General features: G+C 49.1%; 22 protein-coding genes and 1 pseudogene. 15 read left to right on the top strand and 8 right to left on the bottom strand.

The window, feature by feature from the left end; all coding sequences use genetic code 11:
* The first annotated feature begins 80 nt into the window (after positions 1 to 80).
* Positions 81 to 380 carry a class I ribonucleotide reductase maintenance protein YfaE gene (gene yfaE / locus HMPREF2596_RS04815; RefSeq protein ID WP_003686421.1) on the top strand — a complete coding sequence of 100 codons (300 nt, stop codon included), beginning with the start codon at positions 81 to 83 and terminating at the stop codon, positions 378 to 380.
* A gap of 227 nt (positions 381 to 607) precedes the next feature.
* Complete coding sequence (locus HMPREF2596_RS04810; protein ID WP_070849981.1) at positions 608 to 1,006, top strand: NTF2 fold immunity protein; 399 nt, start codon at positions 608 to 610, stop codon at positions 1,004 to 1,006.
* 131 nt (positions 1,007 to 1,137) lie between these two features.
* Here the strand turns inward: HMPREF2596_RS04810 and HMPREF2596_RS04805 are convergent, their stop codons facing one another.
* The 7 genes from HMPREF2596_RS04805 to gshA all read right to left on the bottom strand — a co-directional run bounded on the left by HMPREF2596_RS04805 (position 1,138) and on the right by gshA (position 10,550).
* Complete coding sequence (locus tag HMPREF2596_RS04805; RefSeq protein ID WP_070711946.1) at positions 1,138 to 1,707, bottom strand: acetate uptake transporter; 570 nt, start codon at positions 1,705 to 1,707, stop codon at positions 1,138 to 1,140.
* Between the two features lie 134 nt (positions 1,708 to 1,841).
* Positions 1,842 to 2,591, bottom strand: a complete 750-nt coding sequence (aroD, locus tag HMPREF2596_RS04800; protein WP_070849979.1) for a type I 3-dehydroquinate dehydratase — start codon at positions 2,589 to 2,591, stop codon at positions 1,842 to 1,844.
* A 27-nt stretch (positions 2,592 to 2,618) separates the two neighbouring features.
* Positions 2,619 to 4,460 carry an excinuclease ABC subunit UvrC gene (uvrC, locus tag HMPREF2596_RS04795; protein ID WP_070849978.1) on the bottom strand — a complete coding sequence of 614 codons (1,842 nt, stop codon included), beginning with the start codon at positions 4,458 to 4,460 and terminating at the stop codon, positions 2,619 to 2,621.
* A 64-nt stretch (positions 4,461 to 4,524) separates the two neighbouring features.
* Positions 4,525 to 7,296: a DNA gyrase subunit A gene (gyrA, locus tag HMPREF2596_RS04790; RefSeq protein WP_070849976.1), complete on the bottom strand. Its 2,772-nt coding sequence runs from the start codon at positions 7,294 to 7,296 to the stop codon at positions 4,525 to 4,527.
* Positions 7,297 to 7,423: 127 nt separating this feature from the next.
* Entirely contained in the window at positions 7,424 to 7,906 is a 483-nt protein-coding gene (locus tag HMPREF2596_RS04785) for an acyl-CoA thioesterase (protein ID WP_070849974.1), read from the bottom strand.
* A gap of 114 nt (positions 7,907 to 8,020) precedes the next feature.
* Positions 8,021 to 9,091: a magnesium/cobalt transporter CorA gene (corA, locus tag HMPREF2596_RS04780; protein WP_070849972.1), complete on the bottom strand. Its 1,071-nt coding sequence runs from the start codon at positions 9,089 to 9,091 to the stop codon at positions 8,021 to 8,023.
* Positions 9,092 to 9,191: 100 nt separating this feature from the next.
* A complete protein-coding gene (gene gshA / locus HMPREF2596_RS04775) occupies positions 9,192 to 10,550 on the bottom strand; it encodes a glutamate--cysteine ligase (RefSeq protein WP_070849970.1) in 1,359 nt (452 codons plus the stop codon).
* Between the two features lie 264 nt (positions 10,551 to 10,814).
* On the opposite strand from gshA, the gene leuC reads away from it, so the two are divergent.
* From leuC to leuB, 8 genes and pseudogenes are all read left to right on the top strand, one after another.
* Positions 10,815 to 12,224, top strand: coding sequence for a 3-isopropylmalate dehydratase large subunit (gene leuC, locus HMPREF2596_RS04770; protein ID WP_070849968.1), 1,410 nt, complete (start codon positions 10,815 to 10,817; stop codon positions 12,222 to 12,224).
* A gap of 125 nt (positions 12,225 to 12,349) precedes the next feature.
* The gene (locus HMPREF2596_RS04765; protein WP_070849966.1) at positions 12,350 to 12,571 is read left to right on the top strand and encodes a hypothetical protein; all 222 of its coding nucleotides are present in this window, start codon (positions 12,350 to 12,352) and stop codon (positions 12,569 to 12,571) included.
* Between the two features lie 98 nt (positions 12,572 to 12,669).
* The gene (locus HMPREF2596_RS04760; protein WP_049349466.1) at positions 12,670 to 13,035 is read left to right on the top strand and encodes a VOC family protein; all 366 of its coding nucleotides are present in this window, start codon (positions 12,670 to 12,672) and stop codon (positions 13,033 to 13,035) included.
* A gap of 45 nt (positions 13,036 to 13,080) precedes the next feature.
* Complete coding sequence (gene leuD / locus HMPREF2596_RS04755; RefSeq protein ID WP_070849964.1) at positions 13,081 to 13,722, top strand: 3-isopropylmalate dehydratase small subunit; 642 nt, start codon at positions 13,081 to 13,083, stop codon at positions 13,720 to 13,722.
* Positions 13,723 to 13,790: 68 nt separating this feature from the next.
* Positions 13,791 to 14,459, top strand: a pseudogene (locus HMPREF2596_RS04750) (DUF2625 domain-containing protein).
* Positions 14,460 to 14,561: 102 nt separating this feature from the next.
* Complete coding sequence (locus HMPREF2596_RS04745; RefSeq protein ID WP_070849962.1) at positions 14,562 to 15,023, top strand: NanQ anomerase/TabA/YiaL family protein; 462 nt, start codon at positions 14,562 to 14,564, stop codon at positions 15,021 to 15,023.
* A gap of 38 nt (positions 15,024 to 15,061) precedes the next feature.
* Positions 15,062 to 15,925 (top strand): DUF1444 family protein, encoded by an 864-nt coding sequence (locus HMPREF2596_RS04740; RefSeq protein ID WP_070849960.1) that lies wholly within the window; start codon positions 15,062 to 15,064, stop codon positions 15,923 to 15,925.
* Positions 15,926 to 15,991: 66 nt separating this feature from the next.
* Positions 15,992 to 17,062 carry a 3-isopropylmalate dehydrogenase gene (leuB, locus tag HMPREF2596_RS04735; protein ID WP_036490965.1) on the top strand — a complete coding sequence of 357 codons (1,071 nt, stop codon included), beginning with the start codon at positions 15,992 to 15,994 and terminating at the stop codon, positions 17,060 to 17,062.
* A gap of 128 nt (positions 17,063 to 17,190) precedes the next feature.
* Here the strand turns inward: leuB and HMPREF2596_RS04730 are convergent, their stop codons facing one another.
* Positions 17,191 to 18,600: a DEAD/DEAH box helicase gene (locus tag HMPREF2596_RS04730; protein ID WP_070849959.1), complete on the bottom strand. Its 1,410-nt coding sequence runs from the start codon at positions 18,598 to 18,600 to the stop codon at positions 17,191 to 17,193.
* A 116-nt stretch (positions 18,601 to 18,716) separates the two neighbouring features.
* Between HMPREF2596_RS04730 and HMPREF2596_RS11300 the strand changes: the two genes are divergently transcribed.
* From HMPREF2596_RS11300 to HMPREF2596_RS04705, 5 genes are all read left to right on the top strand, one after another.
* Positions 18,717 to 18,920: a hypothetical protein gene (locus tag HMPREF2596_RS11300; protein ID WP_070849957.1), complete on the top strand. Its 204-nt coding sequence runs from the start codon at positions 18,717 to 18,719 to the stop codon at positions 18,918 to 18,920.
* Positions 18,921 to 18,941: 21 nt separating this feature from the next.
* Complete coding sequence (locus HMPREF2596_RS04720) at positions 18,942 to 19,337, top strand: glycosyl transferase (RefSeq protein ID WP_070849955.1); 396 nt, start codon at positions 18,942 to 18,944, stop codon at positions 19,335 to 19,337.
* Between the two features lie 14 nt (positions 19,338 to 19,351).
* Entirely contained in the window at positions 19,352 to 20,296 is a 945-nt protein-coding gene (locus HMPREF2596_RS04715) for a class I SAM-dependent methyltransferase (RefSeq protein ID WP_070849953.1), read from the top strand.
* 112 nt (positions 20,297 to 20,408) lie between these two features.
* On the top strand, positions 20,409 to 21,590 hold the full coding sequence (locus HMPREF2596_RS04710) for an acetylornithine/succinyldiaminopimelate transaminase (RefSeq protein ID WP_070849951.1): 1,182 nt from the start codon (positions 20,409 to 20,411) through the stop codon (positions 21,588 to 21,590).
* 226 nt (positions 21,591 to 21,816) lie between these two features.
* Positions 21,817 to 22,752 carry a dihydroorotate oxidase gene (locus HMPREF2596_RS04705; RefSeq protein WP_070849949.1) on the top strand — a complete coding sequence of 312 codons (936 nt, stop codon included), beginning with the start codon at positions 21,817 to 21,819 and terminating at the stop codon, positions 22,750 to 22,752.
* Positions 22,753 to 22,785: the final 33 nt, after the last annotated feature.

Below are 22,785 nucleotides of genomic sequence, written 5' to 3'. Positions count from 1 at the left end.
GCCGTCTGAACGGTGTGGCTGAAATCTTTGATTTCGTCTTTACACCGTTTCAGACGGCCTTTCCAATCCAAACAAATCATATGGCACTCATCAGCACACACGACAAAACCTTCCAACTCCAACAAGGCGAAACCTTATTGGAGGGCTTGGAGCGCACTGGACACGAGGTTGAATACCAATGTCGCAGCGGCTATTGCGGTTCATGCCGGGTTAAAATCTTGGATGGAAAAGTCTCTTATGATAATTTTCCGCTCGCTTTTGTCGCGCCCGGAGAAATTTTGCCGTGCTGCTGCCGGGTTACTGAAGACATCAAGCTTGATTGTCGGGAGCGCATCAAAGAGCCGGATTTATTTGATGTCGATTTATTTGAAGACAAATAAAAATGCCGTCTGAACATTGTGGCCGAAATCTTTGATTTCATTTCCACCGTTCAGACGGCATTTTGTTTAAGCAACCTTATTTACGTTCGCCAACCGGCAAAACAGTACGGCCGAAAGATTCGCTTCATTCAAGTAGATTGCATATACAGATAAATAATATAATGATTTTATGAAGCTATCTAGGCAATAAATTTAACCCATAAGTAATAGTTTGAGTAGAATAAGATATGAGCCATACAAGTCTAGCAAAAGAAACACTACTTCATTTTATGCAGGAAATGTATTCTTGGGAAAGAAAAGCGTGTAGGAGCTTAAGAAGCAAATCTTATAAAGAGATGTTGAAGAATGAATTATCTGCTATTTTTGATCAGTTTTGTACATCCAAGAAAACACTAAGAGCCAGGGAAGTATCATTGTCTGTTCGATTCCCCTTTGAATATAAGTTAGAAACACATCATATAATTAATGAGGGCAATGAGGGGAATAAAACTTATTTCTATATTAAAGAGGAACACGCTGGTTTAGAAAATTTATATAGATTTCGAATGATTTTTCAAAAAGAAGAATGGAGAATAGACAAGAAAGAATGGCTTTGTGATGGGAAATGGATAAATTCTTCATTATAATCCAATAATCTATAGTTACCTAACAACACTATAATTTATTTTGAAGACAAATAAAAAATGCCGTCTGAACATTGTGGTTGAAATCTTTGATTTCATTTCCACCGTTCAGACGGCATTTTGTTTAAGCAACCTTATTTACGCTCGCCAACCGGCAAAACAGTACGGCCAAAAGATTCGTTGATAACCTCTGCTGCTGCCAAGTAGAACGCACCAAGTGCAGTTACCAAGCCTAAACAACCGCCGATATGGACGATGCTATGATTTTCCATGCCATCGCCAATACCCAAAGCAAAGAAAGTTAGTGTCAAGAAAAAGAAAATACCGCTCAATACTTTAGGCTTGGTCAAGGTGGCCACAAACATCATCAGCGAAAACATACCCCATGCACAGAGATACCAACCGATAAATGCCGGAGCTGTTTCACCTTTGAAAAAGATGGTAAACAAAGCCCACGTCCACCAGAATGCGCCATAGCTGATAAAAGCGGTAAAACCAAACGTATTGCCTTTCTTGAATTCAAACATACCGGCAATAACTTGGGCGATACCACCAAAGGCGAGAGCCATGCCCAAAACTAAGCCGACACCCTCTTGAGCAGTAAAAAAGCCGCCGTTAATCAGACTGAGCAACCAAGTTGTCAATGCAAATCCACACAGGCCTACTGGACCTGGATTCGCCAGGTTTTCTTTAGTAGTAGTCATTTTATTTCTCCTCTAGTTATTAAAATAGGAAGCCTATTGTTACCTATTTTATTTAAAATTAAAAGAAATAAATTTAAAAAAATCAGGCCGTCTGAAAAATATTTTTCAGACGTCCTTGAATATTAATAATTAAACTATCCCAAAATTGCCAAGATTTTCCTTAATTCGTTGGCATCAATTTGGCCGGGGGCCGACGTTTTTTGTGCCGCACCAAAGGTAATGGCCGAGCCGAAAGTCGAGCCGGCCAAGCGGCTGACGGCTCCGATTTTACCCATAGACATAGTAATAATCGGGCGATTGATAATTTGTGAAACATCATATGTTGCCTGTAATAAGGTCAATACATCTTGCGGCGATTGCGGCATCACGGCAATTTTGCAGATATCTGCACCCCACTCGGCCATTGTTTTCAGACGGCCTGTAATGTCTGCCAAAGACGGAGTGGCTTGGAAATCGTGATTGCAAAGCAAGGCGGCAGTTTGATACTCATGCGCCAAAGCTATGGTTTGTTTTATGCCGCTTTCCTCGGCAAAAAGCTCGATGTCGATAATATCGGCTTGTTTGGAACGGATGATTTTTTCCAATAATTTAAAATAATAGTCGTCCAAACAAGGCGTATTGCCGCCCTCTTGCGCCCTTCTAAACGTAAACAGTAAAGGCTTGTCAGGAAAAGCCTGTCGAACAATGCCTAATTGCTCGGCAATAAAATCGGCATCAAGCGCTTTTTGGAAAAAATCTGCACGAAATTCAATGATGTCAAAAGCCGTATCTTTCAAAATACGCAAAGCCTGCTCCAATTCCTGCGTATTGGCGGCCACCAGCGGCACGGCAATTTTAGGCAGGCCTTTGCCGATCTCGATATTTTTGATGATGACAGGTTTCATATTGTTCCTTTTTGCTCTTCAAGCCAATCAGTGCAGATGCTCATAAATGGTTTCTGCCAAGGCTTTGCTGATGCCTTCAACTTTTTCCAAGTCCTCACGGCTGGCCGCAATCACGCCGCGTAAACCGCCAAATCGGGTAAGCAATGCTTGGCGGCGTTTGCTGCCAATACCGGGGATTTCGCTAAGTGAGGAAGTAACACGTGCTTTGTCGCGTTTTTTGCGGTGGCCTGTAATCGCAAAGCGGTGCGACTCATCGCGTACAGTTTGCAATAAATGCAAGGCCGGGCTGTTGGGTGGCAGGCGGAAGACTTCGCCGGTAAAAGGCAGTATGAGTTCTTCCATACCGGCTTTGCGCTCAGGGCCTTTGGCGATACCGACCAAAGGAATGTGCAGCCCGAGTTCTTCCCATACTGATACGGCTACGCCGATTTGCCCTTTGCCGCCGTCTATCAACACGACATCCGGCCATTTGACGGCCTCGCCGTTGGCTTCGGCTTCCTGCATTTTGCCGTAACGGCGCGTCAACACTTCACGCATGGCGGCGTAGTCGTCGCCGGGCTTGGCGGTCGTGATGTTGTAGCGGCGGTATTGCGAAGGCTGGATGTTTTGCTCATCGTACACAACGCAGGACGCAATAGTGGCCTCGCCTTGCGTGTGGCTGATATCGAAACATTCAAGGCGGTTGAGGCCGTCTGAATCCATGCCGAGGATTTTAGCCAGTTCATCAATACGGTGTTGCTGGCTGCTTTGTTGCAGGCGGCGTTGGGCAATCGCCATTTGTGCGTTTTGCTCCGCCATTTTCAGCCAGACCTTGCGTTCGCCTATGGTCTTGGTGACAAATTGCATCTGCTTGCCGTGTTCGCCTTCCAAAGCCTCTTTCAGCACATCGGGAACGGGAAAGTTGCTGATGATGATGTCGGGTTTGCTTTTGCCCAGATAGTGTTGGGCGACGAAGGCTTCGGCGTAGTCTTGCCCGTTTGGTTCGGGGTCGTTTTTGGTGTCAGGGAAAAAGCTTTTATCGCCGACATGCCGTCCGCCGCGGATGCTAACCCAGTGTACGCAAACCAGGCCGTCTGAAACCGCCAGCGCGAGCAAATCGATATCGTTTGGATTGTTCGGATTTTTACTGTCGATAAACTGATTACTCTGCATGATGCCGAGCGCTTGAATTTGATCGCGGTAACGGGCTGCTTCCTCAAATTGCAGATTGGCGGCGGCGGTTTGCATTTTGTGTTGCAAGGTGCGCGTCAGTTCGTCGGTTTTGCCATTGAGGAAAGTCGCGGCTTCACGTACGCTGTCGCGGTAATCTTCTTCGCTGATGTGGCCGACACAAGGAGCGGTGCAGCGTTTGATTTGGTAAAGCAGACAAGGACGGTCGCGGTGCTCGAATACGCTGTCTTCGCAGGTACGCAGCATAAATACTTTTTGCAACACTTGAATGCTGTCGCGTACGGCGTTGCTGTTGGGATACGGACCGAAATATTGATTGGGCTTTTTCAGCGTGCCGCGGTAATACGCCATTTGCGGATATTGATGGCCGCTGAGCATCAAATAAGGATAGCTTTTATCATCGCGGAAAAGGATATTGTATTTCGGCGACAAGGCTTTGATGAAGTTGTTTTCGAGAATCAGCGCTTCGGCTTCGGAACGCGTGATGGTGGTTTCGATGTGGTGAACCTGTTTTACCATCAATGCGATGCGCGGCGAATGGTCGTTTTTTTGGAAATAGCTGGAAACGCGCCGCTTGAGATTGACCGCTTTGCCGACATACAAAACATTGTTGTCTTCGTCAAAAAAACGGTACACGCCCGGCAGATTGGGCAGATTTTTCAGAAAAAGAGGTAAATCGAACGGTTCGGTTGCGCTCACGGGATTTTCTTTTGGAATAAGCAGGCCGTCTGAAAACTTTTCAGACGGCCTTTTTCATTGACGTTTAAGATTCTTGAGACGGAGTATCTTCAGCTTCTACCACTTGGTTTTCAGCTGCATCGCTTTCCAAAGCGGCTTCATCTTCAGCCTCTTCGGCCACGCGCTCCAAGCTGACCAAGGTTTCGCCTTCATCCAAATTAATCAGACGCACGCCTGCGGCAGCGCGGCCGGTCTCGCGGATTTGCTCAACTTTGGTACGAATCAGGACACCGCCGCTGGTAATCAGCATCAGGTCGTCGGTTTCACTGACCAAAGTTGCGGCAACCAAATCGCCGTTGCGCTCGCCGGTATTGATAGCGATATTGCCTTGGCCGCCTTTGTTTTTACGGCTGTAATCGGCAATCGGGGTACGTTTGCCATAGCCGTTGGCGGTAGCGGTCAATACTTGCAAATCGCTTTGTTCGGCTTCAGGGGCGAAGGTAATCAGGCTGACAATCTTGCCATAGGCCGGCAGGCGCATACCGCGCAAACCGCCACTGCCGCGACCGGACGGACGGACACCGTGTTTGCCGCTTGGCAATGCGTTTTCGGCATTTTCATCATCCAGGCCGTCTGAATCTTCGTTTTCGGTTTCGATATCGGCATCTTCTGCTTCATCGTTACCGGATTTTTCCCAATATTCGTTAAAGCGGATGGCTTTGCCCAAGTTGGAGAACAACATAATGTCGTCCGCACCGCCGGTTTGCGCTGCGCCGACCAAGTAATCGCCTTCTTTAAGCGCGATGGCTTTAATGCCTTGGCTGCGGACGTTTTTAAACGCAGACAACTGGACTTTTTTCACCATGCCTTGTGCGGTGGCGAAGAAGACGTATTGGTCTTCCGGGAACTCGCGGACGGCCAAGATGGCGCTGACTTTTTCGCCTTCTTCCAATTGGATAACGTTGTTGATCGGACGACCGCGGCTGTTGCGGCCGCCTTCCGGCAGTTTGTACACTTTAATCCAATGGCACTTGCCCAAATTGGTAAAGCACATCAAATAATCATGCGTATTGGCAACAAACAGGGTTTCGATGAAGTCTTCGTCTTTGGTTGCTGCTGCCTGTTTGCCGCGGCCGCCGCGACGCTGCGCCTGATAGTCGGTGGTCGGCTGGGTTTTGATGTAGCCGCCATGAGTCAGGGTAACGACCATTTCACGTTGCGGAATCAGGTCTTCATCGGCAATATCACCGCCAAACGGATTGATTTCGCTGCGACGCTCGTCACCGAAGTTGGCTTTAATGTCTGCCAATTCTTCGCGGATGATTTGGGTAACACGCTCTGGTTTGGAAAGAATATCCACGAAATCAATGATTTTACTCATCAGATTTTTATATTCACCGACAATTTCTTCCTGATCGAGGCCGGTCAGGTTGCGCAGGCTCATGCGCAGGATGGCATCGGCTTGCAATTCGCTCAGGTAATAACCTTGGCTATGCAGACCCAAATTTTCAGGCAAGCCTTCAGGACGCATCATTTGCAGGTCTAAATCCGTGCGGCTGAGCATATCTTCAACCAAGCTGCTGCGCCATGGACGGGACAGCAGTTTTTCTTTGGCTTCCGGCGCATTGGCAGATTCTTTAATCAGACGGATGATTTCGTCGATATTGGACAAGGCCACCGCTTTACCTTCGGCAATATGGCCTTCATGACGCGCTTTTTTCAGGCGGAACAGGGTACGGCGGGTAACAACTTCGCGACGGTGGCGCAGGAATTCGGACAGGATTTGTTTCAGGTTCAGTAAGCGCGGCTGACCGTCAACCAAGGCCACCATGTTGATACCAAAGCTGTCTTGCAGCTGGGTCATTTTGTAGAGTTGGTTCAAAACGACTTCGGCATTTTCATTGCGTTTCAATTCGATCACGACACGCATACCGGATTTGTCGGACTCGTCGCGCAGGTCGGATACGCCTTCCAGTGTTTTTTCGCGTACCAACTCGCCAATTTTCTCAACCAGCTTGGCTTTGTTTACTTGATATGGGATTTCATCGATAACAATGGCTTCGCGCTCGCCGTTTTTACCGATAGGCTCAATATGGGTTTTACCGCGCATCACCACGCGGCCGCGGCCGGTTTTATAGCCTTCGCGCACGCCGCTTAAGCCGTAAATAGTTGCGCCTGTTGGAAAATCGGGCGCTTGGATAATGTTGATCAGCTCGTCGATTTCAGTTTCAGGCTCATCCAACAAACGCAGGCAGGCATTGATGGTATCGCCCAAATTGTGCGGCGGGATATTGGTTGCCATACCGACGGCAATACCGGACGAACCGTTTACCAACAGCGCAGGGAAGCGGGTCGGCAATACCAGCGGCTCATGTTCGCTGCCGTCATAGTTGGGGCCGAAGTTGACGGTTTCTTCTTCGATATCCGCCAGCATTTCATGGGAAATTTTTTCCATGCGGATTTCGGTATAACGCATGGCTGCTGCGGCCAAGCCGTCGACAGAACCGAAGTTGCCCTGACCGTCGATCAGCACATAACGCATGGAGAAATCTTGCGCCATACGGACGATGGTGTCGTAAACGGCCGTATCACCGTGGGGGTGGTATTTACCGATAACGTCACCGACGATACGCGCCGATTTTTTATAGGCGGAATTCCAGTTGTTTTTCAACTCGTGCATCGCGTACAACACGCGGCGGTGTACCGGCTTGAGACCGTCGCGGACATCCGGCAGGGCTCGACCCACAATCACGCTCATGGCGTAATCGAGGTAGCTCTTGCGCATTTCGTCTTCAAGGCTGACAGGCAGGGTTTCAAGTGCAAATTTATGGTCGTTGCGGATGGTTGCGTTGGTCATGATTATCTGTAATTTCGTATGGCAAAAATCTTGTTGATTCTACCACAAAACAAGCGGTTTATGGCTTTTGCGTGAAGGCCGTCTGAAACAGGATTTCAGACGGCCTTCATTATTTAATAAATTCAATTTAGTTGCAGCCAGAATCTTCGTTTGCAGCCTGCAGACTCAACTCTTTGCGCTTTTTAGCCCTTTCATAACGGCAGCGTTGGCGCGGTGTATTGATTTCCAAAGGTGGGACAGGAACCGGCTTACCTTCTTCAACGGCAACCATGGTGAAGTAGCAGCTATTGGTATGGCGCACTTCGCCGGTGCGGATGTTTTGCGCTTCAACACGGATGCCGACTTCCATAGAGGTGCGGCCGGTGTAGTTGATACTGGCGTAAAAGGTTACCAACTCACCGACATGAATAGGTTCTTTAAACAATACTTTATCAACAGACAGAGTAACGCAATAGGTACCGCTGTAACGGCAGGCGCAGGAATATGCCACTTGGTCGAGCAGGCGCAAAAGATCGCCGCCGTGAACATTGCCGCTGAAGTTTGCCGTATAAGGCATCATCAGCTCGGACATGATCAGTTCATGGGAAGGAAGTTGGCGTTCCGGTTTCATCGTTTATTCTCCTTTTGATATTTATTTTTAAATTGTCTGAAAACTTCAGACTGCACGTGTGCAAAATTATTCTACCGTTTTTAATCGTTGAATTTCAACCCCTTGCCTACCCGTTTACAGCCATTTTCTACGTGAGAAGAAAATCAGCAGTCCGATGATAATGCACAGCATCACACCCAAAACCATGAAATAGCCGTAATACCAATGCAGCTCGGGCATATTGTCGAAGTTCATGCCGTAGATGCCGGTGATGACGGTCAGCGGCATAAAGATGATGGTGATAACCGTCAACACGCGCATTTGCTGGTTCATGCGGTTGGATTGGAAGGAAAGATAAATGTCCATCATGCTCAACACCATATCACGCGAGGCATCAAGCGATTCGATAAGCTGCATATTGTGGTCGTACACGTCGCGCAGATAGACGGTGGATTCGCCTTTGAAAATGGCGAAATCGCCGCGCACGGCCAGCTGGTAAAACACATCGCGCAAGGGCAAAAGCGTTCGGCGCAGGCGGACGGCATCGCGCTTGAGGCGGTGAATCTTACTGAGAATATCGCTGTTTTCATTTTTAAACAGGGACTTGTCTATGGTTTCAAAACGGTTGTTGTACGACTCCAAAACGATAAAATAGTCGTCCACAATGCGGTCAAGCAGGCAATACGCCAGAAACGCTGTGTTTTTGTTCAAAATGTCGTGCGGATTTTCGTGCATCTGCCGGCGCAGCTGGCTGAACAAGCCCAGCGGTTTTTGTTGAAAAGACAACACAAAATCTTTGCCGATAATCACATACACTTGGTCGGAATGGAGCTTGCCTGTGGTGGTGTAATGGTAAACCTGTGCGGCAGTAAACACATAGTTACCGTAGTCTTCGATTTTCGGGCGCTGCTTGCGGCTGAGAATGTCTTCAATAACCAGCTCATGGATGCCGTAAGGCTCAAGCGCGTGTTTGAGCAAAGCAGCATCGTTGATGCCGACAAAATGCAGCCAGTTGATTTGGCCTTCTTGTGGGCGTGCAATATCGGGCAAAGCCTTTCCGGCAAGATAATCATGCTGAACAAAGGTATCGGCGGAATATAAGGTTTGGTGGATGGCAGAACGCGGCGCATTGTCCGTATTGCTGCGCTGCATGGCCTGCTCTTGCAGATTGTCGTTTGTCTCAACAGGATTGGCTGGTTTATTCATAAAAAGAAATCACGTTTATTGGTTTGAATGGATTGTACAGACATAAAAGGCCGTCTGAAAACTGATTTTCAGACGGCCTGATATATAGATGAATGTTTTATTAGGCTTGAGGCGCTGTTTGTTCCAACTCTAATGCCGCGGCGAGCAAGGACAAGCGTGCCATTACGCCGTAAACGTAGAGGCGGTTGTGTTCGTTATCCACGTCGCAGTCTTTTTCAGAGCGTGGCATACCGAGCGAATCCCATTGTTCGAATACGCGTTTGCAGGCTTCGGGGGCTTCTTGGGAGTTGTCGCCGCTGCCGGTGGGAATGCTGTTGGACAGCGGGACGAACACCATGCCGCCGGCGTTTAGATTTTCGTCCGCACCGCGTCCTTCGTGTACACGGAAGAAACCGCCGATGACGAAACGGTCCATCATATACACGACAGGTTCACTGACGGCGCCATTCATGGTTTCATAGGTATAAATACCTTCTTGGACAATGACTTCGCTGACTTCCAAACCTTCTTTGACTTTTGCCATTTTATTGCGGTTTTTACGGTTCAATCCGCGCACTTCATCGGCGGATTTAACGCTCATCACGCCCATGCCGTAAGTGCCTGCGTCGGCTTTGACGATCACAAAAGGCTGGTCGGAAATACCCAATTCATCGTATTTGGCTTGAATTTTCGCCAATACGCGCTCTACCGCGCCTGCCAATGCGTCCTCGCCTTCGCGCTCTTGGAAATCCAAACCGCCGATTTTTTCAAAATAAGGATTGATTTGCCATTCGTCGATGTCAATCAGCTTGGCAAATTCGGCGGCAACTTGGTTGTATGCACTGAAATGTTCTGTTTTGCGGCGCGTCGTCCAACCGCCGTGCAATGGAGGCAATACGGTTTGGCTGATGCCTTTGAGAATATCGGGAACGCCGGCGGACAAGTCGTTATTCAACAAAACAACGCAAGGCGAAAAACCGTCGGCAAGATGGACGCGCTCGCGGGTACGCAATAAAGGCTCAAGCAAAATTTTGTCGCCCAAGGCAGTTTCAAACTCAGTCGGCTCGGTAACTTCCGGATTCAGGCTGCCCAAACGGACTTCATACCCTGCCGAACGCAAAATCTCGCTAAGCGCATAAACGTTTTGCAGATAGAATGTGTTGCGTGTGTGGTTTTCAGGAATAATCAATACGGATTTGGCCGTTTCACAGGCGCGCTGTACCGCATCTTGCGCGGCAACCGCTGCCAGCGGGATAAAGTTTGTATTCAAATTATTGAAGCCGCCCGGAAACAAATTCATATCGATAGATGAAATTTTGTAACCGGCATTGCGGATGTCAACCGAACCATAAAACGGCGGACGGTGTTCGTTCCAATGCGAACGAAACCATGCTTCGATTTTGGCATGATTGGCAAGAATTTTTCTCTCGAATTCCTGAAATTGAGTCAGGTACTCAGGAGCCAGAACCGGTAATTTCATTCTCTATACCTCTTGGTAAATGTGGATATTAAGTGAGAATGATAGAACTTTTTAGTGCATTTCGACAAGCATTCTTTCAGATAAAATGCATCTTTTTGTCAACAATTCTACAATTTGTCTAATTTTTAATGGGAATTTTTGAAACTTTACGACAAATTTTAAAAATTGGACAAATTTCTATTGCGTAGTCCCTATAAAAAGCCTAAAATCCGCCCATAAACACAAACCATCATTCATACTTACCAATTAGCAAAGAAACTCATCATGAGCGCACAAACCCTTTACGATAAACTTTGGAACAGCCACGTCGTCCGCGAAGAAGAAGACGGCACTGTTCTGCTTTACATCGACCGTCATTTGGTTCACGAAGTTACCAGCCCGCAGGCATTTGAAGGCTTGAAAATGGCCGGCCGCAAACTCTGGCGTATCGACAGCGTAGTCTCCACAGCCGACCACAATACCCCAACCAGCGACTGGGACAAAGGTATCCAAGACCCGATTTCCAAACTGCAAGTCGATACTTTGGACAAAAACATCAAAGAGTTTGGCGCACTCGCCTACTTCCCGTTCATGGATAAAGGTCAAGGCATTGTGCACGTCATGGGCCCGGAACAAGGTGCCACCCTGCCCGGCATGACCGTGGTCTGCGGCGACTCGCACACCTCTACCCACGGCGCATTCGGCGCATTGGCTCACGGTATCGGTACTTCCGAAGTCGAACATACCATGGCTACCCAGTGCATTACCGCGAAAAAATCCAAATCCATGCTGATTTCAGTTGAAGGCCGTCTGAAACCCGGTGTTACCGCTAAAGACGTAGCGCTTTATATCATCGGCCAAATCGGTACGGCCGGCGGTACAGGTTACGCCATTGAGTTTGGCGGAGAAGCCATCCGCAGTCTTTCCATGGAAGGCCGCATGACCTTGTGCAATATGGCGATTGAAGCCGGTGCGCGCTCAGGCATGGTTGCCGTCGACCAAACCACCATCGACTATGTAAAAGGCAAACCTTTCGCACCTAAAGGCGAAGCATGGGACAAAGCCGTTGAATACTGGCGCACACTGGTGTCTGACGAAGGCGCAGTTTTTGATAAGGAATATCACTTCAAAGCCGAAGACATCGAGCCTCAAGTAACCTGGGGCACATCGCCTGAAATGGTTTTGGACATCAACGGCAAAGTACCGAACCCTGCTGAAGAAACCGATCCGGTCAAACGCAGCGGCATGGAACGCGCCCTCGAATACATGGGCTTGGAAGCCGGTACGCCATTAAACGAAATCCCCGTCGATATCGTCTTTATCGGCTCTTGTACCAACAGCCGTATCGAAGATTTGCGTGAAGCCGCCGCTATCGCCAAAGGCCGCAAAAAAGCGGACAATGTACAACGCGTATTAATTGTTCCCGGCTCCGGCTTGGTTAAAGAACAAGCCGAAAAAGAAGGCTTGGACAAAATTTTCATCGATGCCGGCTTCGAATGGCGCGAACCGGGCTGCTCGATGTGCCTCGCCATGAACGCCGACCGCCTGACCCCGGGACAACGTTGCGCCTCCACTTCCAACCGTAACTTTGAAGGCCGTCAAGGCAACGGCGGACGCACCCATCTCGTCAGCCCAGCTATGGCAGCTGCAGCCGCGGTAACCGGCCGTTTTACCGACATCCGCACTATGGCTTAAAACATGTTCAGACGGCCTTTATTCATCAGGCCGTCTGAAACAATACATTGCCCAATTAAGTTTTCCCATTGCGCAAAACGTCCGAAAACCTCCTCAATCAATTGATAACTTGAAAGGAATCTAGTATGAAAAAACTGTTTGCATTGGCTGCCGCAGCCCTTATCCTGTCAGCTTGTTCCAGCACTTGGTCCGGCGCAAAAGACGATACCAGCCGCAATTGGGACAAAACCAAAGAGACTGCCGAGCGCGTAGCCGATAAAACCGGTGAAGCCGTTAAAAAAGGTGGCAATGCAGTAGGCCGCGGCATGAGCCATGTTGGAGAAAAAATCGAAGCAGCTACCGAATAATTCGGTAAGGTGGGCCGTCTGATCCTCCTGAATCCGTTTCAGACGGCCTGTTTCCCTACTATTCAGACATCCTAAGATTCCCTGCGAAAGAAGAAGCAATGAGTAATCCGTCAAGCTGGTTCGGCATCCATGCTCAAGATTTGGATCGTGCCAAGGCCTTTTACGAATCCGTATTTGACAAGCCCTTGCAAGACGTTGGCGGCAACGGATTCCGTTTCATCATTTTTCCGGCCGATTACACACAACACGGCACGGCGGGCATGATTTGGCATGACAGCAATGCCCAACCCGGCCACGGTGGAACGACCATTTTCTTCAATTGCCCGGATTGTGCCGAAACCGCAGAAAAAGCCGTTGCAGCAGGCGGCAAGCTTTTACAAGAAAAATTCCGTATTGCCAACGGCTTTGCCGCATTTATCGAAGATACAGAAGGCAACCGAATTGGTTTGCACAGCACACGCTAAGCCGAATAGCCATAAAATTTCCCATTATTACTATAAGAATCTGACATGAAAGCCTTTACCAAAATTACCGCCATCGTCGCCCCGCTCGACCGCAGCAACGTCGATACCGATGCCATCATCCCCAAACAATTTTTAAAATCCATCAAACGCAGCGGCTTCGGCCCTAATGCCTTTGACGAATGGCGTTACCTCGACCACGGCGAACCGGGCATGGACAACAGCAAACGCCCGCTGAACCCCGATTTCTCCCTGAACCAACCACGCTATCAAGGCGCGCAAATCCTGTTGACGCGCAAAAACTTCGGCTGCGGCTCTTCACGCGAACACGCCCCTTGGGCATTAGACGACTACGGCTTCCGCGCCGTCATCGCCCCCAGCTTTGCCGACATCTTCTTCAACAACTGTTTCAAAAACGGCCTTTTGCCTATCGTTTTGACAGAAGAACAGGTTGACCAACTTTTCAAAGAAGTTGAAGCCAACGAAGGCTATCAGCTCTCCATCGATCTTGCCGAGCAAACCCTAACCACCCCTAGCGGCGAAACATTCACATTCGACATTACCGAACACCGCAAACACTGCCTCTTAAACGGCTTGGACGAAATCGGCCTGACCCTGCAACACGCTGACGAAATTCATGCCTTTGAAGAAAAACGCCGCCAAAGCCAGCCTTGGCTGTTTAACGGTTGATATACAAAAGGCCGTCTGAAAAATTTAAGTGTTTCAGACGGCCTTTACTAAATGTTTTGGAATAGTCCATGAGATCATTCGACGAATTAATCCAAACCCAAGACTCTGCATGGCCATTGATTCAAGAGTGGCTTGCGGAAGCGACAAACAGCGTTGAAGTCCTGCCTCGTACACTTGAAAAGGCACAGGAAGAACTTGTCAAAACCCAAGTAACAACACGTTCGTTTATGGGCGCTGTCGTTTATGAAACCGGCGGCATCCTGATTGACGACGGCTGGTTGCGGATACTGGGTTCCGGCAGTGCGAAACTACCCCGTGGTTTGGGAAGTTGGAATCTAGGCCGTACACAATCCGAGCCAGCAGGCTCTGCTCCCTATTATCTGTTTGCCGATGATGCCGCGGGCGGCTACTTTGCCATAAACGGTGGGGGATTAGATGGCAAAGTAGGCAATGTTTTTTACCTGCCACCGGATACCTTGGAATGGGAAGATTGCGGTAAAGGTTATGGTGATTTCTTAAATTGGGCATTGACCGGTGATTTGTAGTTGTTTTACGAAAACCTGCGTTGGGAAAATTGGTGCGAAGAAATCCATGATTTGAATGGCGACAGCGTTTACACGTTCTTTCCGTTTTTATGGACTAAAGAAGGCAGCGATATAAACCAAGTCAGCCGCAAGCGCATTCCTATTGCGGAACATTATGCTTCCACTTTGAATCTGCAAAACACAACTCCATAAAAAGCCTTTTCAGACGGCCTTGTTGTCAAAATCCAAATAAAGCATCCTGAAAACCGTATTGGCTTCTCTATATCCTGAAGTTTAATTCTACCTAACCATACCATGATTACCGACACCATAAGCAATGCCACCCGCTACGCTGCCCTGCATCCCGACTTTGCCGAGGCCTTCCATCTGTTGCAGACCCTAGATTTTGCCAATCTGCCAGACGGCCAAATGCCATGCGAGAATCCCAATATCCGTATTTTTATCGGCAGCGAGACGATGAGGGCTAAATGCGAAGCCCAGCCTGAAGCTCACTTAAAACATATTGATATTCAAACGCCGATTGATGGCAGCGAAACATACGGCTGGATAGACAGAGGCCGTCTGAAAAACGGTTTAGGCTACAATGAAAAGCGCGATATCGAATTTTTCGACTGCGAGCCGGAAACTTGGCTGACCTTGGAGCCAGGCGAATTTGCGCTATTTTTCCCGAATGATGCGCATGCCCCATTGGTCGGCGACAGGGCAAACATACGCAAAGTTGTTTTTAAAATCCGTGTTGAAACTGAACGTCTATAATATTTCAGACGGCCTTATCCTCTTATTCAGGACACAATATGTCTTTTTTCAGCAGGTTGTTCCGCTCCAAACCTAAATTAATGACTTGGCAGGAATTTGTCGAATACTTTGCCCGTCGTATCCAAGAAGAATTGGATCTTGAGGCGAAAATTGACTGGGGCGAAAACATTGCTTCTTCGCCTATCATCGTCCAGTTTTCCGAAGACGATGAAGCATCGTTCAGCACATATTTGAGCAACCATTACACAAGTTATCTGCAAAATCCCGAGGCCTTGGAGGCTATTGTTGCTGCCAATTTAGCGGTTATCAATAAGATTCAGGACACTGATGCCAGTGTTTCAGCACAACAAATTCTTCCGACGATTAAAAATACAATTTATCTGGAAAACGTCAGACTGATTACAAATACGGACAAAGACGAACCTGCCGATTACCTGGTATACAAACCGATTGCAGGCGATATCATGTTGCTTTATATGGTGGATACGGACGAATCCATGCATACGCTCAATCGTGAGCATATGAAAGAGGCCGGTATTGAAGATGAAGACGCCTTGTATCGTACCGCCATGGATAATTTGCGCCAACGGATGAATGGACGTGTTCAAATTCATCATGCCGAAGGCTGGTCATTGGCTCAAATCCATTTGGACAACGACTATGATGCTTCCTTGATTTTGCTTTTGGACGAAGTACTTAAAGATGATCCTATGCTGCCGGCCAACCCTGTTTTTGCAGTCCCGGCACGCAATGCCCTGCTCGTTTGCAGCCCATCCGATGAAGAGGCTTTGCAGGCAATGGCGAATATTGCCCTGCAGGCATTTGAAGACTCTGCCTACGCAATTTCTACCCAGCTTTACCAGTACCATAATGGTACAATCAGCGTTTTCAGAGCAAATTGATTTAAGGCCGTCTGAAAAACAGGCGACCTGCCCTTTACCTAAAACCTTCCCATAAGGAAACCCGAAATGACCAAACATATCGCTATCTTGCGCGGCGACGGCATCGGCCCTGAAATCGTTGCAGAAACCGTCCGTGTACTCGACAAACTTATCGAACAAGGTTTGGATGTCAGCTACGAATATGCGCCTTTGGGCGGCGAAGCCTATGACGAATACGGCCATCCTTATCCAGAATTCACGCAAAACCTTTGCCGTAAAGCCGATGCGGTTCTGCTTGGTGCAGTCGGTTCTCCTCAATACGACAATCTCGACCGTCCATTACGTCCTGAGCGCGGCTTGTTGGCCATCCGTAAAGACTTGAATCTGTTTGCCAATTTGCGCCCTGCCATCCTTTATCCCGAGCTGGCCAACGCTTCCACTCTGAAACCGGAAATCGTAGCCGGCCTCGACATCCTTATCGTACGCGAACTGACCGGCGATATTTACTTTGGCGAGCCGCGCGGCATCCGTGTTTTGGAAAACGGCGAACGCGAAGGCTACAACACCATGAAATACAGCGAAAGCGAAATCCGCCGTATTGCCCACGTTGCCTTCCAATCCGCCCAAAAACGCAGCAAAAAAGTCTGCTCCGTAGGCAAAGCCAACGTTTTGGAAACCACCGAACTGTGGCGCGAAATCTTTGAAGAAATCGGCAAACAATACCCTGATGTCGAACTTTCCCATATGTACGTGGACAACGCCGCCATGCAGTTGGTACGCGCACCCAAACAATTTGACGTGATTGCCACCGGCAACATCTTCGGCGACATCCTCTCTGATGAAGCCTCCATGCTGACCGGCTCCATCGGTATGCTGCCTTCCGCTTCTTTGGACGAAAATGGCAAAGGCCTGTACGAGCCGTCTCACGGCTCTGCTCCTGACATTGCCGGTCAAAACAAAGCCAATCCGCTGGCGACCGTATTGTCTCTTGCCATGTTGCTGCGTTACAGCCTGAACGACGAAGCACGCGCGCAACAAGTTGAAAACGCCGTACAAAAAGTACTGCAACAAGGCTTGCGTACCGGCGATATTTACGAAGAAGGTACCAAACTGGTTTCCTGCTCCGAAATGGGCGATGCCGTATTGGCCGCTTTGTAAGAGGCCGTCTGAAAAAGCGTGGGGCCAATCCCACGCTTTTTTTATATGTGAAAACTCGAAACCATAAAAAAGGGCGTGTCTTCACACGCCCTTTCGTCTTATTTCAGACGGCCTTAAGATTGAAGCAATCAACCTTTTTTATGTTTGCCGCCAAAGCCATCGTTAGACTTACGTTTACCTTTAAAGCCTTCACCGCCTTTTTTGAAACCGTCAGACTTCTTGAAACCGTCTTTCTTAAAGCCATCTTTTTTGAAACCGTCTTTTTTATGGCCTTCGCCGCGTGATTTGCCGCCAAAGCCTTCTTTAGCCGGTTTCTTATCGCCGCGCCAGCCGCCGGATTTACGATCGCCCCAGCCGCCTTTGCCTTTCGGCTTGCCGCCTGCGGATTTACGTTTGCGTGTCGGCTCCATGCCTTCGATGGTCAGCTCAGGCAATTTACGACCGATGTATTTTTCAATTTTGTGTACTTTGACGTATTCGTTCACTTCGGCAAAAGTAATTGCAATACCGGTACGGCCTGCGCGGCCGGTACGGCCGATGCGGTGAACGTAGTCTTCAGCCTGTTTCGGCAAGTCGTAGTTGATAACGTGGGTAATGGTTGGTACGTCGATACCGCGTGCGGCAACGTCGGTGGCAACCAAAATTTTGCAGCGACCTTTGCGCAAGTCCATCAGCGTGCGGTTACGCCAGCCTTGAGGCATATCGCCGTGCAGGCAGTTGGCGGCAAAACCTTTTTCGTACAATTCATCCGCGATGACTTCGGTCATGGCCTTGGTGGACGTGAAAATCACGCATTGGTCGATGTTGGCGTCGCGCAGGATGTGGTCGAGCAGGCGGTTTTTGTGGCGCATGTCGTCGCAGTACAGCAGCTGCTCTTCAATTTTGCCTTGGTCGTCCACGCGCTCAACTTCGATGATTTCAGGGTCTTTGGTCAGTTTGCGCGCGAGTTTGCCGACCGCACCGTCCCAAGTGGCGGAGAACAATAAAGTCTGACGGTCAGTCGGGGTGGCCTCGACGATGGTTTCGATGTCGTCGATAAAGCCCATGTCCAACATACGGTCGGCTTCGTCCAAAATCAGTACTTCCAAGCGGGCGAAATCGACTTTACCGCTTTGCATCAAGTCCATCAGACGGCCCGGCGTGGCAACAATCAGGTCAACCGGTTTGCTCAGGGCACGGGTTTGGTAGCCGAAAGATGCGCCGCCGACAATACTGACAGTACGGAACCAACGCATATTTTTAGCATACGCCAGCGCATTTTTTTCCACTTGAGCCGCCAGTTCGCGGGTTGGGGTCAATACCAACGCGCGCGGGCCTTTGCCTGGTTTTTCGCTGCGTTTGGTCAGTTTTTGCAAGGTAGGCAGCAGGAAGGCTGCGGTTTTACCGGAACCGGTTTGCGCCGAAGCCATGATGTCGCGGCCGTCCAAAGCAAACGGAATGGCTTGCGCCTGAATCGGCGTCGGGCTTTCATAACCCTCGCTGCGCACGGCGGACAAGATGTTTTTATCAAGGTTCAAATCGGCAAATTTAATAGACATGGCTATCCTAAAGAGACAACAACGCGCACGCCTGAACAATTTCAGACGACCTGAAGCAAAGGAAAGTAACGATACGGGAAATGTGAAGTTACAGGGTTGTCGCAAGCATCTTGCTTGTGGTTAACATCGACGACAACCTGCACAGAAAAGGCTTTGCCAATAAGCAAGCAATAAAAGAAACGCGCCCGAAACGGCGGTTTAGGTTGGAAGACGATGGCTTCGTATCAAAAGGCGAACGGCGGATAATAAAGGAGAAAACTGCCCAGGTCAAGCAAAACAGGCTGCAACTGCAAAATCAAGCTATAATGCCGTTTTATTGAATCAGCACGGATGAAGCCGACATGAAGTTTTTCAAAACCGCCGCCTTATTACCTGCACTTGCTACCGCCCTGTTGATCGGCGCGTGCAGCGGATCGGAGAGTTATCGCGGCGAATGGAAGGCCGTTGCGTCCGACGGTAGCAAAGCCGAAATCACCTTTGCCGAAAAAAGCTTTACCGTCAAAGACGAAAAAGGCAAAGAAACCGTTTACGAATACACTCAAAACCAATACAAACTAGAAAGCGGCAGAACCAGCTACGGTATCGACATCAAAAACGCCTCAGAAGCACGAATCGTGTTCCCCTTTAAAGGCAAGACTGACCGCGCCACCATGGTTGCGCCTGACGATACAATTCTCTATATGCTTGACCGCCACGCCTACGTCCCTGCTGATCAATTCTGGAAACTTCCCCAATAAGGCCGTCTGAAACCATGACCGACATTACCCCATTTGCCAACCGCTTGGGCAAAAATATCAAACATCTTATGAAATGGGCCAAACGCAACGGCATCGAAGCCTGGCGCATTTACGACCGCGATATTCCCCAATTTCCCTTTGCCGTCGATGTTTACGGCAACCAAATCCACCTTCAGGAATACGATACCGGCTGGCTGATGCAGCCTGAAGAATACGAAGCATGGCTTGCCGAAGTATTGGAAGCCATTGGTTTTGTGACCGGTTTTGCGCCCGAACAAATCCACCTCAAGCGCCGAGAACGCCAAAAAGGCTTGCAACAGTACGAAAAAACCGGCAAAACCGGCGACGATTTCGTCATCATGGAAAACGGCCGCAAGTTTTGGGTCAACCTCGACAAATACCTCGACACCGGCCTTTTCCTCGATCACCGCAACACGCGCAAAAAAGTCGGCGACACCGCGGCGGGCAAACGCTTCCTCAACCTGTTTTCCTACACCGGCAGCTTCACCGTCTATGCCGCCACCGGCGGCGCGGTATCCAGTGAAACCGTCGATTTATCCAACACTTATCTCGATTGGGCGAAACGCAATTTCGAACTCAACGGCATCGACACCGAACAACACAAAATCGTCCGCGCCGACGTGTTCCAATATCTGCAAAATGCCGCCGCCGAAGGCAAACAGTTCGACCTGATCGTCATGGATCCGCCCAGCTTTTCCAACAGCAAAAAGATGCTCGACATCCTCGACATCCAGCGCGACCATAAAAAGCTGATTGACGGCACAATGAACCTGCTCGCTTCAGACGGCATTCTGTATTTCTCCAACAACTTGCGCAGCTTTGTGTTGGACGATTCGGTCGCGGAACAATACGCCGTCAAAGACATTTCCAAGCAGTCCGTTCCCGACGATTTCCGCAACAAAAAAATCCATCAATGCTGGGAAATCAAGCATAAATAAGCATCAGGCCGTCTGAAAGCCAGTTTTCAGACGGCCTGATTACCATATTGAATCTCTCAATCAATAGGCGCATAATTCAAGAAATTGTTGACAATATTAAAAGGAAAAGAACATGCAAAACTACCTGACGCCCAATTTCTCATTCGCACCCATGATTCCGGAACGCGCGCTCGGCAGCCGGGTTTGGGATACCGAAGGACGAGAATACGTTGACCTGTCAGGCGGTATTGCTGTGAACGCGCTGGGCCATTGCCATCCCGATTTGATCGCGGCCTTGGCCGAACAATCGCAAAAACTCTGGCACATTTCTAATATCTATACCACCCAACCGGCACAAAAATTAGCTAAAAAACTGGTCGAAAACACCTTTGCCGACAAAGTGTTTTTCTGCAATTCCGGCGCAGAGGCCAATGAAGCCGCACTGAAACTGGCACGCAAATACGGCCGCGATCATTTTGGCGAACACAAAACCGAAATCATCTCCTGCCTCAACAGCTTCCACGGCCGCACCCTGTTTACCGTATCCGTCGGCGGCCAGCCCAAATACAGCAAAGACTACGCGCCGCTGCCGTCAGATATTACCCATGTTCCATTTAATGATATTGCCGCATTGGAAGCCGCCGTCGGCGACAAAACCTGCGCCGTGATTATCGAGCCGATTCAAGGCGAAAGCGGCATCTTGCCTGCCACCCAAGAATACCTGCAAGCCGCACGCCGTTTGTGTGACAAACACGGCGCCTTGCTCATTTTGGACGAAGTGCAAACCGGCATGGGCCATACAGGCAAACTGTTTGCCTACGAGCATTACGGCATCATACCCGACATCATCAGCTCCGCCAAAGCCTTGGGTTGCGGTTTCCCGATTGGCGCGATACTGACCACCGATAAAATCGCCCCAACCTTCGGCCCCGGAACGCATGGTTCGACCTTCGGCGGCAATCCGATGGCATGCGCGGTCGGCAGCCGTGCGTTTGACATCATCAATGCGCCTGGAACATTGGCACACGTTGAGCAACAAGGCCAAAAACTTCAGACGGCCTTGCGTGAAATAGGCGTAAAAACCGGAGTATTTAAAGAAGTCCGCGGCATGGGCTTGCTGCTCGGCTGCGTGTTGGCAGACGAATACGAAGGCAAGGCATCGGAAATTACCGCCGCCGCTTTAAAACACGGCCTGATGGTACTGGTTGCCGGCGCCAATGTGGTGCGCTTCGCCCCCAGCCTGCTTCTGAACGATGAAGACATGGCCGAAGGCTTGAAACGTTTTGAGGCGGCTTTGAACGAATGGTTAGCCTGATTTTCAAAGCCCAATAGCCAAATCAGCCGACAGCTTTTATTCCCTAATTGATGCCATATAGTAAAGGCCGTCTGAAAGACCGTTTGAGTTTTTCAGACGGCCTTTTTCAATATTGAAAACAACATCTGACTACATTCCCTGTCATTTGATGTTTGTTAAAAATCGTACCGCCTCTTCATGTTACGCTTGTCAAACATTTTGATTTTACAGAGAAAAGGAGCAGGAGATGGTATCATTGCAAACCCAAATTGCCGGTTTTTCTTTGGACAACTGCCTGATGAATGCGGCAGGCGTGGCGTGTATGACTGTTGAGGAATTGGAAGCCGTCAGACAGTCTTCGGCAGGCACTTTCGTTACCAAAACCGCAACGCTTTCCCCCCGTCAAGGCAACCCCGAGCCACGCTATCATGATGTTCCTCTCGGCAGCATCAATTCGATGGGCTTGCCAAACCAAGGCATTGATTACTATCTGGATTACCTGCTTACCCTTCAAGAGTCTCATCCGAAAAGGGCTTTTTTCCTCTCACTGGTCGGTATGTCGCCCGATGAAACGCATATGTTGTTAAAAAAAGTGCAAAACAGCGGATTCAACGGCATTACCGAACTCAATCTTTCCTGCCCAAACGTCCCTGGCAAGCCGCAAATCGCCTATGATTTTGAAACCACCGAGCGGATTTTGAGCGAAGCCTTCAGCTACTTCGATAAACCTTTAGGCATCAAATTGCCGCCATATTTCGATATCGTCCATTTCGATCAAGCGGCGGAAGTGTTCAACCGTCATCCCCTAAAATTCGTCAACTGTGTCAACTCCATCGGCAACGGCATGTATATCGAAGACGAATCCGTCGTGATCCGCCCGAAAAACGGCTTCGGCGGCATAGGCGGCCAATATATCAAACCGACCGCTCTTGCCAATGTCCACGCGTTCTATCAAAGACTGGATCCGTCTATCCAAATCATCGGAACGGGCGGCGTTTACAGCGGCCGGGATGCGTTTGAACACATCTTGTGCGGCGCAAGCATGGTGCAGATCGGCACGGCACTACACCAGCAAGGCGTAGGCATTTTTGAACGGATTTCCCTTGAATTAAAAGCCATCATGGCGCAAAAAGGCTACGAAAAACTGGAAGACTTCAAGGGCAAATTGAAATATTTGGCATAAGGTTTACGCTAAAAAACGCCCAAGGCCGTCTGA

It is taken from the genome of Neisseria sp. HMSC078C12 (genome assembly GCF_001838065.1).
Taxonomy (GTDB): domain Bacteria; phylum Pseudomonadota; class Gammaproteobacteria; order Burkholderiales; family Neisseriaceae; genus Neisseria.
The sequence above is the reverse complement of the archived record's forward strand: the minus strand, read 5'-3'. Positions and strand labels throughout refer to the sequence as shown.

Excerpts from the sequence above, each read along its gene's own strand:
- HMPREF2596_RS04745 (WP_070849962.1), top strand. The coding sequence starts at position 14,562 with ATGATTACCGACACCATAAGCAATGCCACCCGCTACGCTGCCCTGCAT.
- HMPREF2596_RS04730 (WP_070849959.1), bottom strand. The coding sequence starts at position 18,600 with ATGTCTATTAAATTTGCCGATTTGAACCTTGATAAAAACATCTTGTCC.
- gyrA (WP_070849976.1), bottom strand. The coding sequence starts at position 7,296 with ATGACCAACGCAACCATCCGCAACGACCATAAATTTGCACTTGAAACC.
- yfaE (WP_003686421.1), top strand. The coding sequence starts at position 81 with ATGGCACTCATCAGCACACACGACAAAACCTTCCAACTCCAACAAGGC.
- HMPREF2596_RS04715 (WP_070849953.1), top strand. The coding sequence starts at position 19,352 with ATGACCGACATTACCCCATTTGCCAACCGCTTGGGCAAAAATATCAAA.
- HMPREF2596_RS04805 (WP_070711946.1), bottom strand. The coding sequence starts at position 1,707 with ATGACTACTACTAAAGAAAACCTGGCGAATCCAGGTCCAGTAGGCCTG.
- HMPREF2596_RS04810 (WP_070849981.1), top strand. The coding sequence starts at position 608 with ATGAGCCATACAAGTCTAGCAAAAGAAACACTACTTCATTTTATGCAG.
- leuC (WP_070849968.1), top strand. The coding sequence starts at position 10,815 with ATGAGCGCACAAACCCTTTACGATAAACTTTGGAACAGCCACGTCGTC.
- aroD (WP_070849979.1), bottom strand. The coding sequence starts at position 2,591 with ATGAAACCTGTCATCATCAAAAATATCGAGATCGGCAAAGGCCTGCCT.
- leuB (WP_036490965.1), top strand. The coding sequence starts at position 15,992 with ATGACCAAACATATCGCTATCTTGCGCGGCGACGGCATCGGCCCTGAA.
- HMPREF2596_RS04765 (WP_070849966.1), top strand. The coding sequence starts at position 12,350 with ATGAAAAAACTGTTTGCATTGGCTGCCGCAGCCCTTATCCTGTCAGCT.
- gshA (WP_070849970.1), bottom strand. The coding sequence starts at position 10,550 with ATGAAATTACCGGTTCTGGCTCCTGAGTACCTGACTCAATTTCAGGAA.
- HMPREF2596_RS04705 (WP_070849949.1), top strand. The coding sequence starts at position 21,817 with ATGGTATCATTGCAAACCCAAATTGCCGGTTTTTCTTTGGACAACTGC.
- leuD (WP_070849964.1), top strand. The coding sequence starts at position 13,081 with ATGAAAGCCTTTACCAAAATTACCGCCATCGTCGCCCCGCTCGACCGC.
- corA (WP_070849972.1), bottom strand. The coding sequence starts at position 9,091 with ATGAATAAACCAGCCAATCCTGTTGAGACAAACGACAATCTGCAAGAG.
- HMPREF2596_RS04785 (WP_070849974.1), bottom strand. The coding sequence starts at position 7,906 with ATGAAACCGGAACGCCAACTTCCTTCCCATGAACTGATCATGTCCGAG.
- HMPREF2596_RS04740 (WP_070849960.1), top strand. The coding sequence starts at position 15,062 with ATGTCTTTTTTCAGCAGGTTGTTCCGCTCCAAACCTAAATTAATGACT.
- HMPREF2596_RS04760 (WP_049349466.1), top strand. The coding sequence starts at position 12,670 with ATGAGTAATCCGTCAAGCTGGTTCGGCATCCATGCTCAAGATTTGGAT.
- HMPREF2596_RS04710 (WP_070849951.1), top strand. The coding sequence starts at position 20,409 with ATGCAAAACTACCTGACGCCCAATTTCTCATTCGCACCCATGATTCCG.
- HMPREF2596_RS04720 (WP_070849955.1), top strand. The coding sequence starts at position 18,942 with ATGAAGTTTTTCAAAACCGCCGCCTTATTACCTGCACTTGCTACCGCC.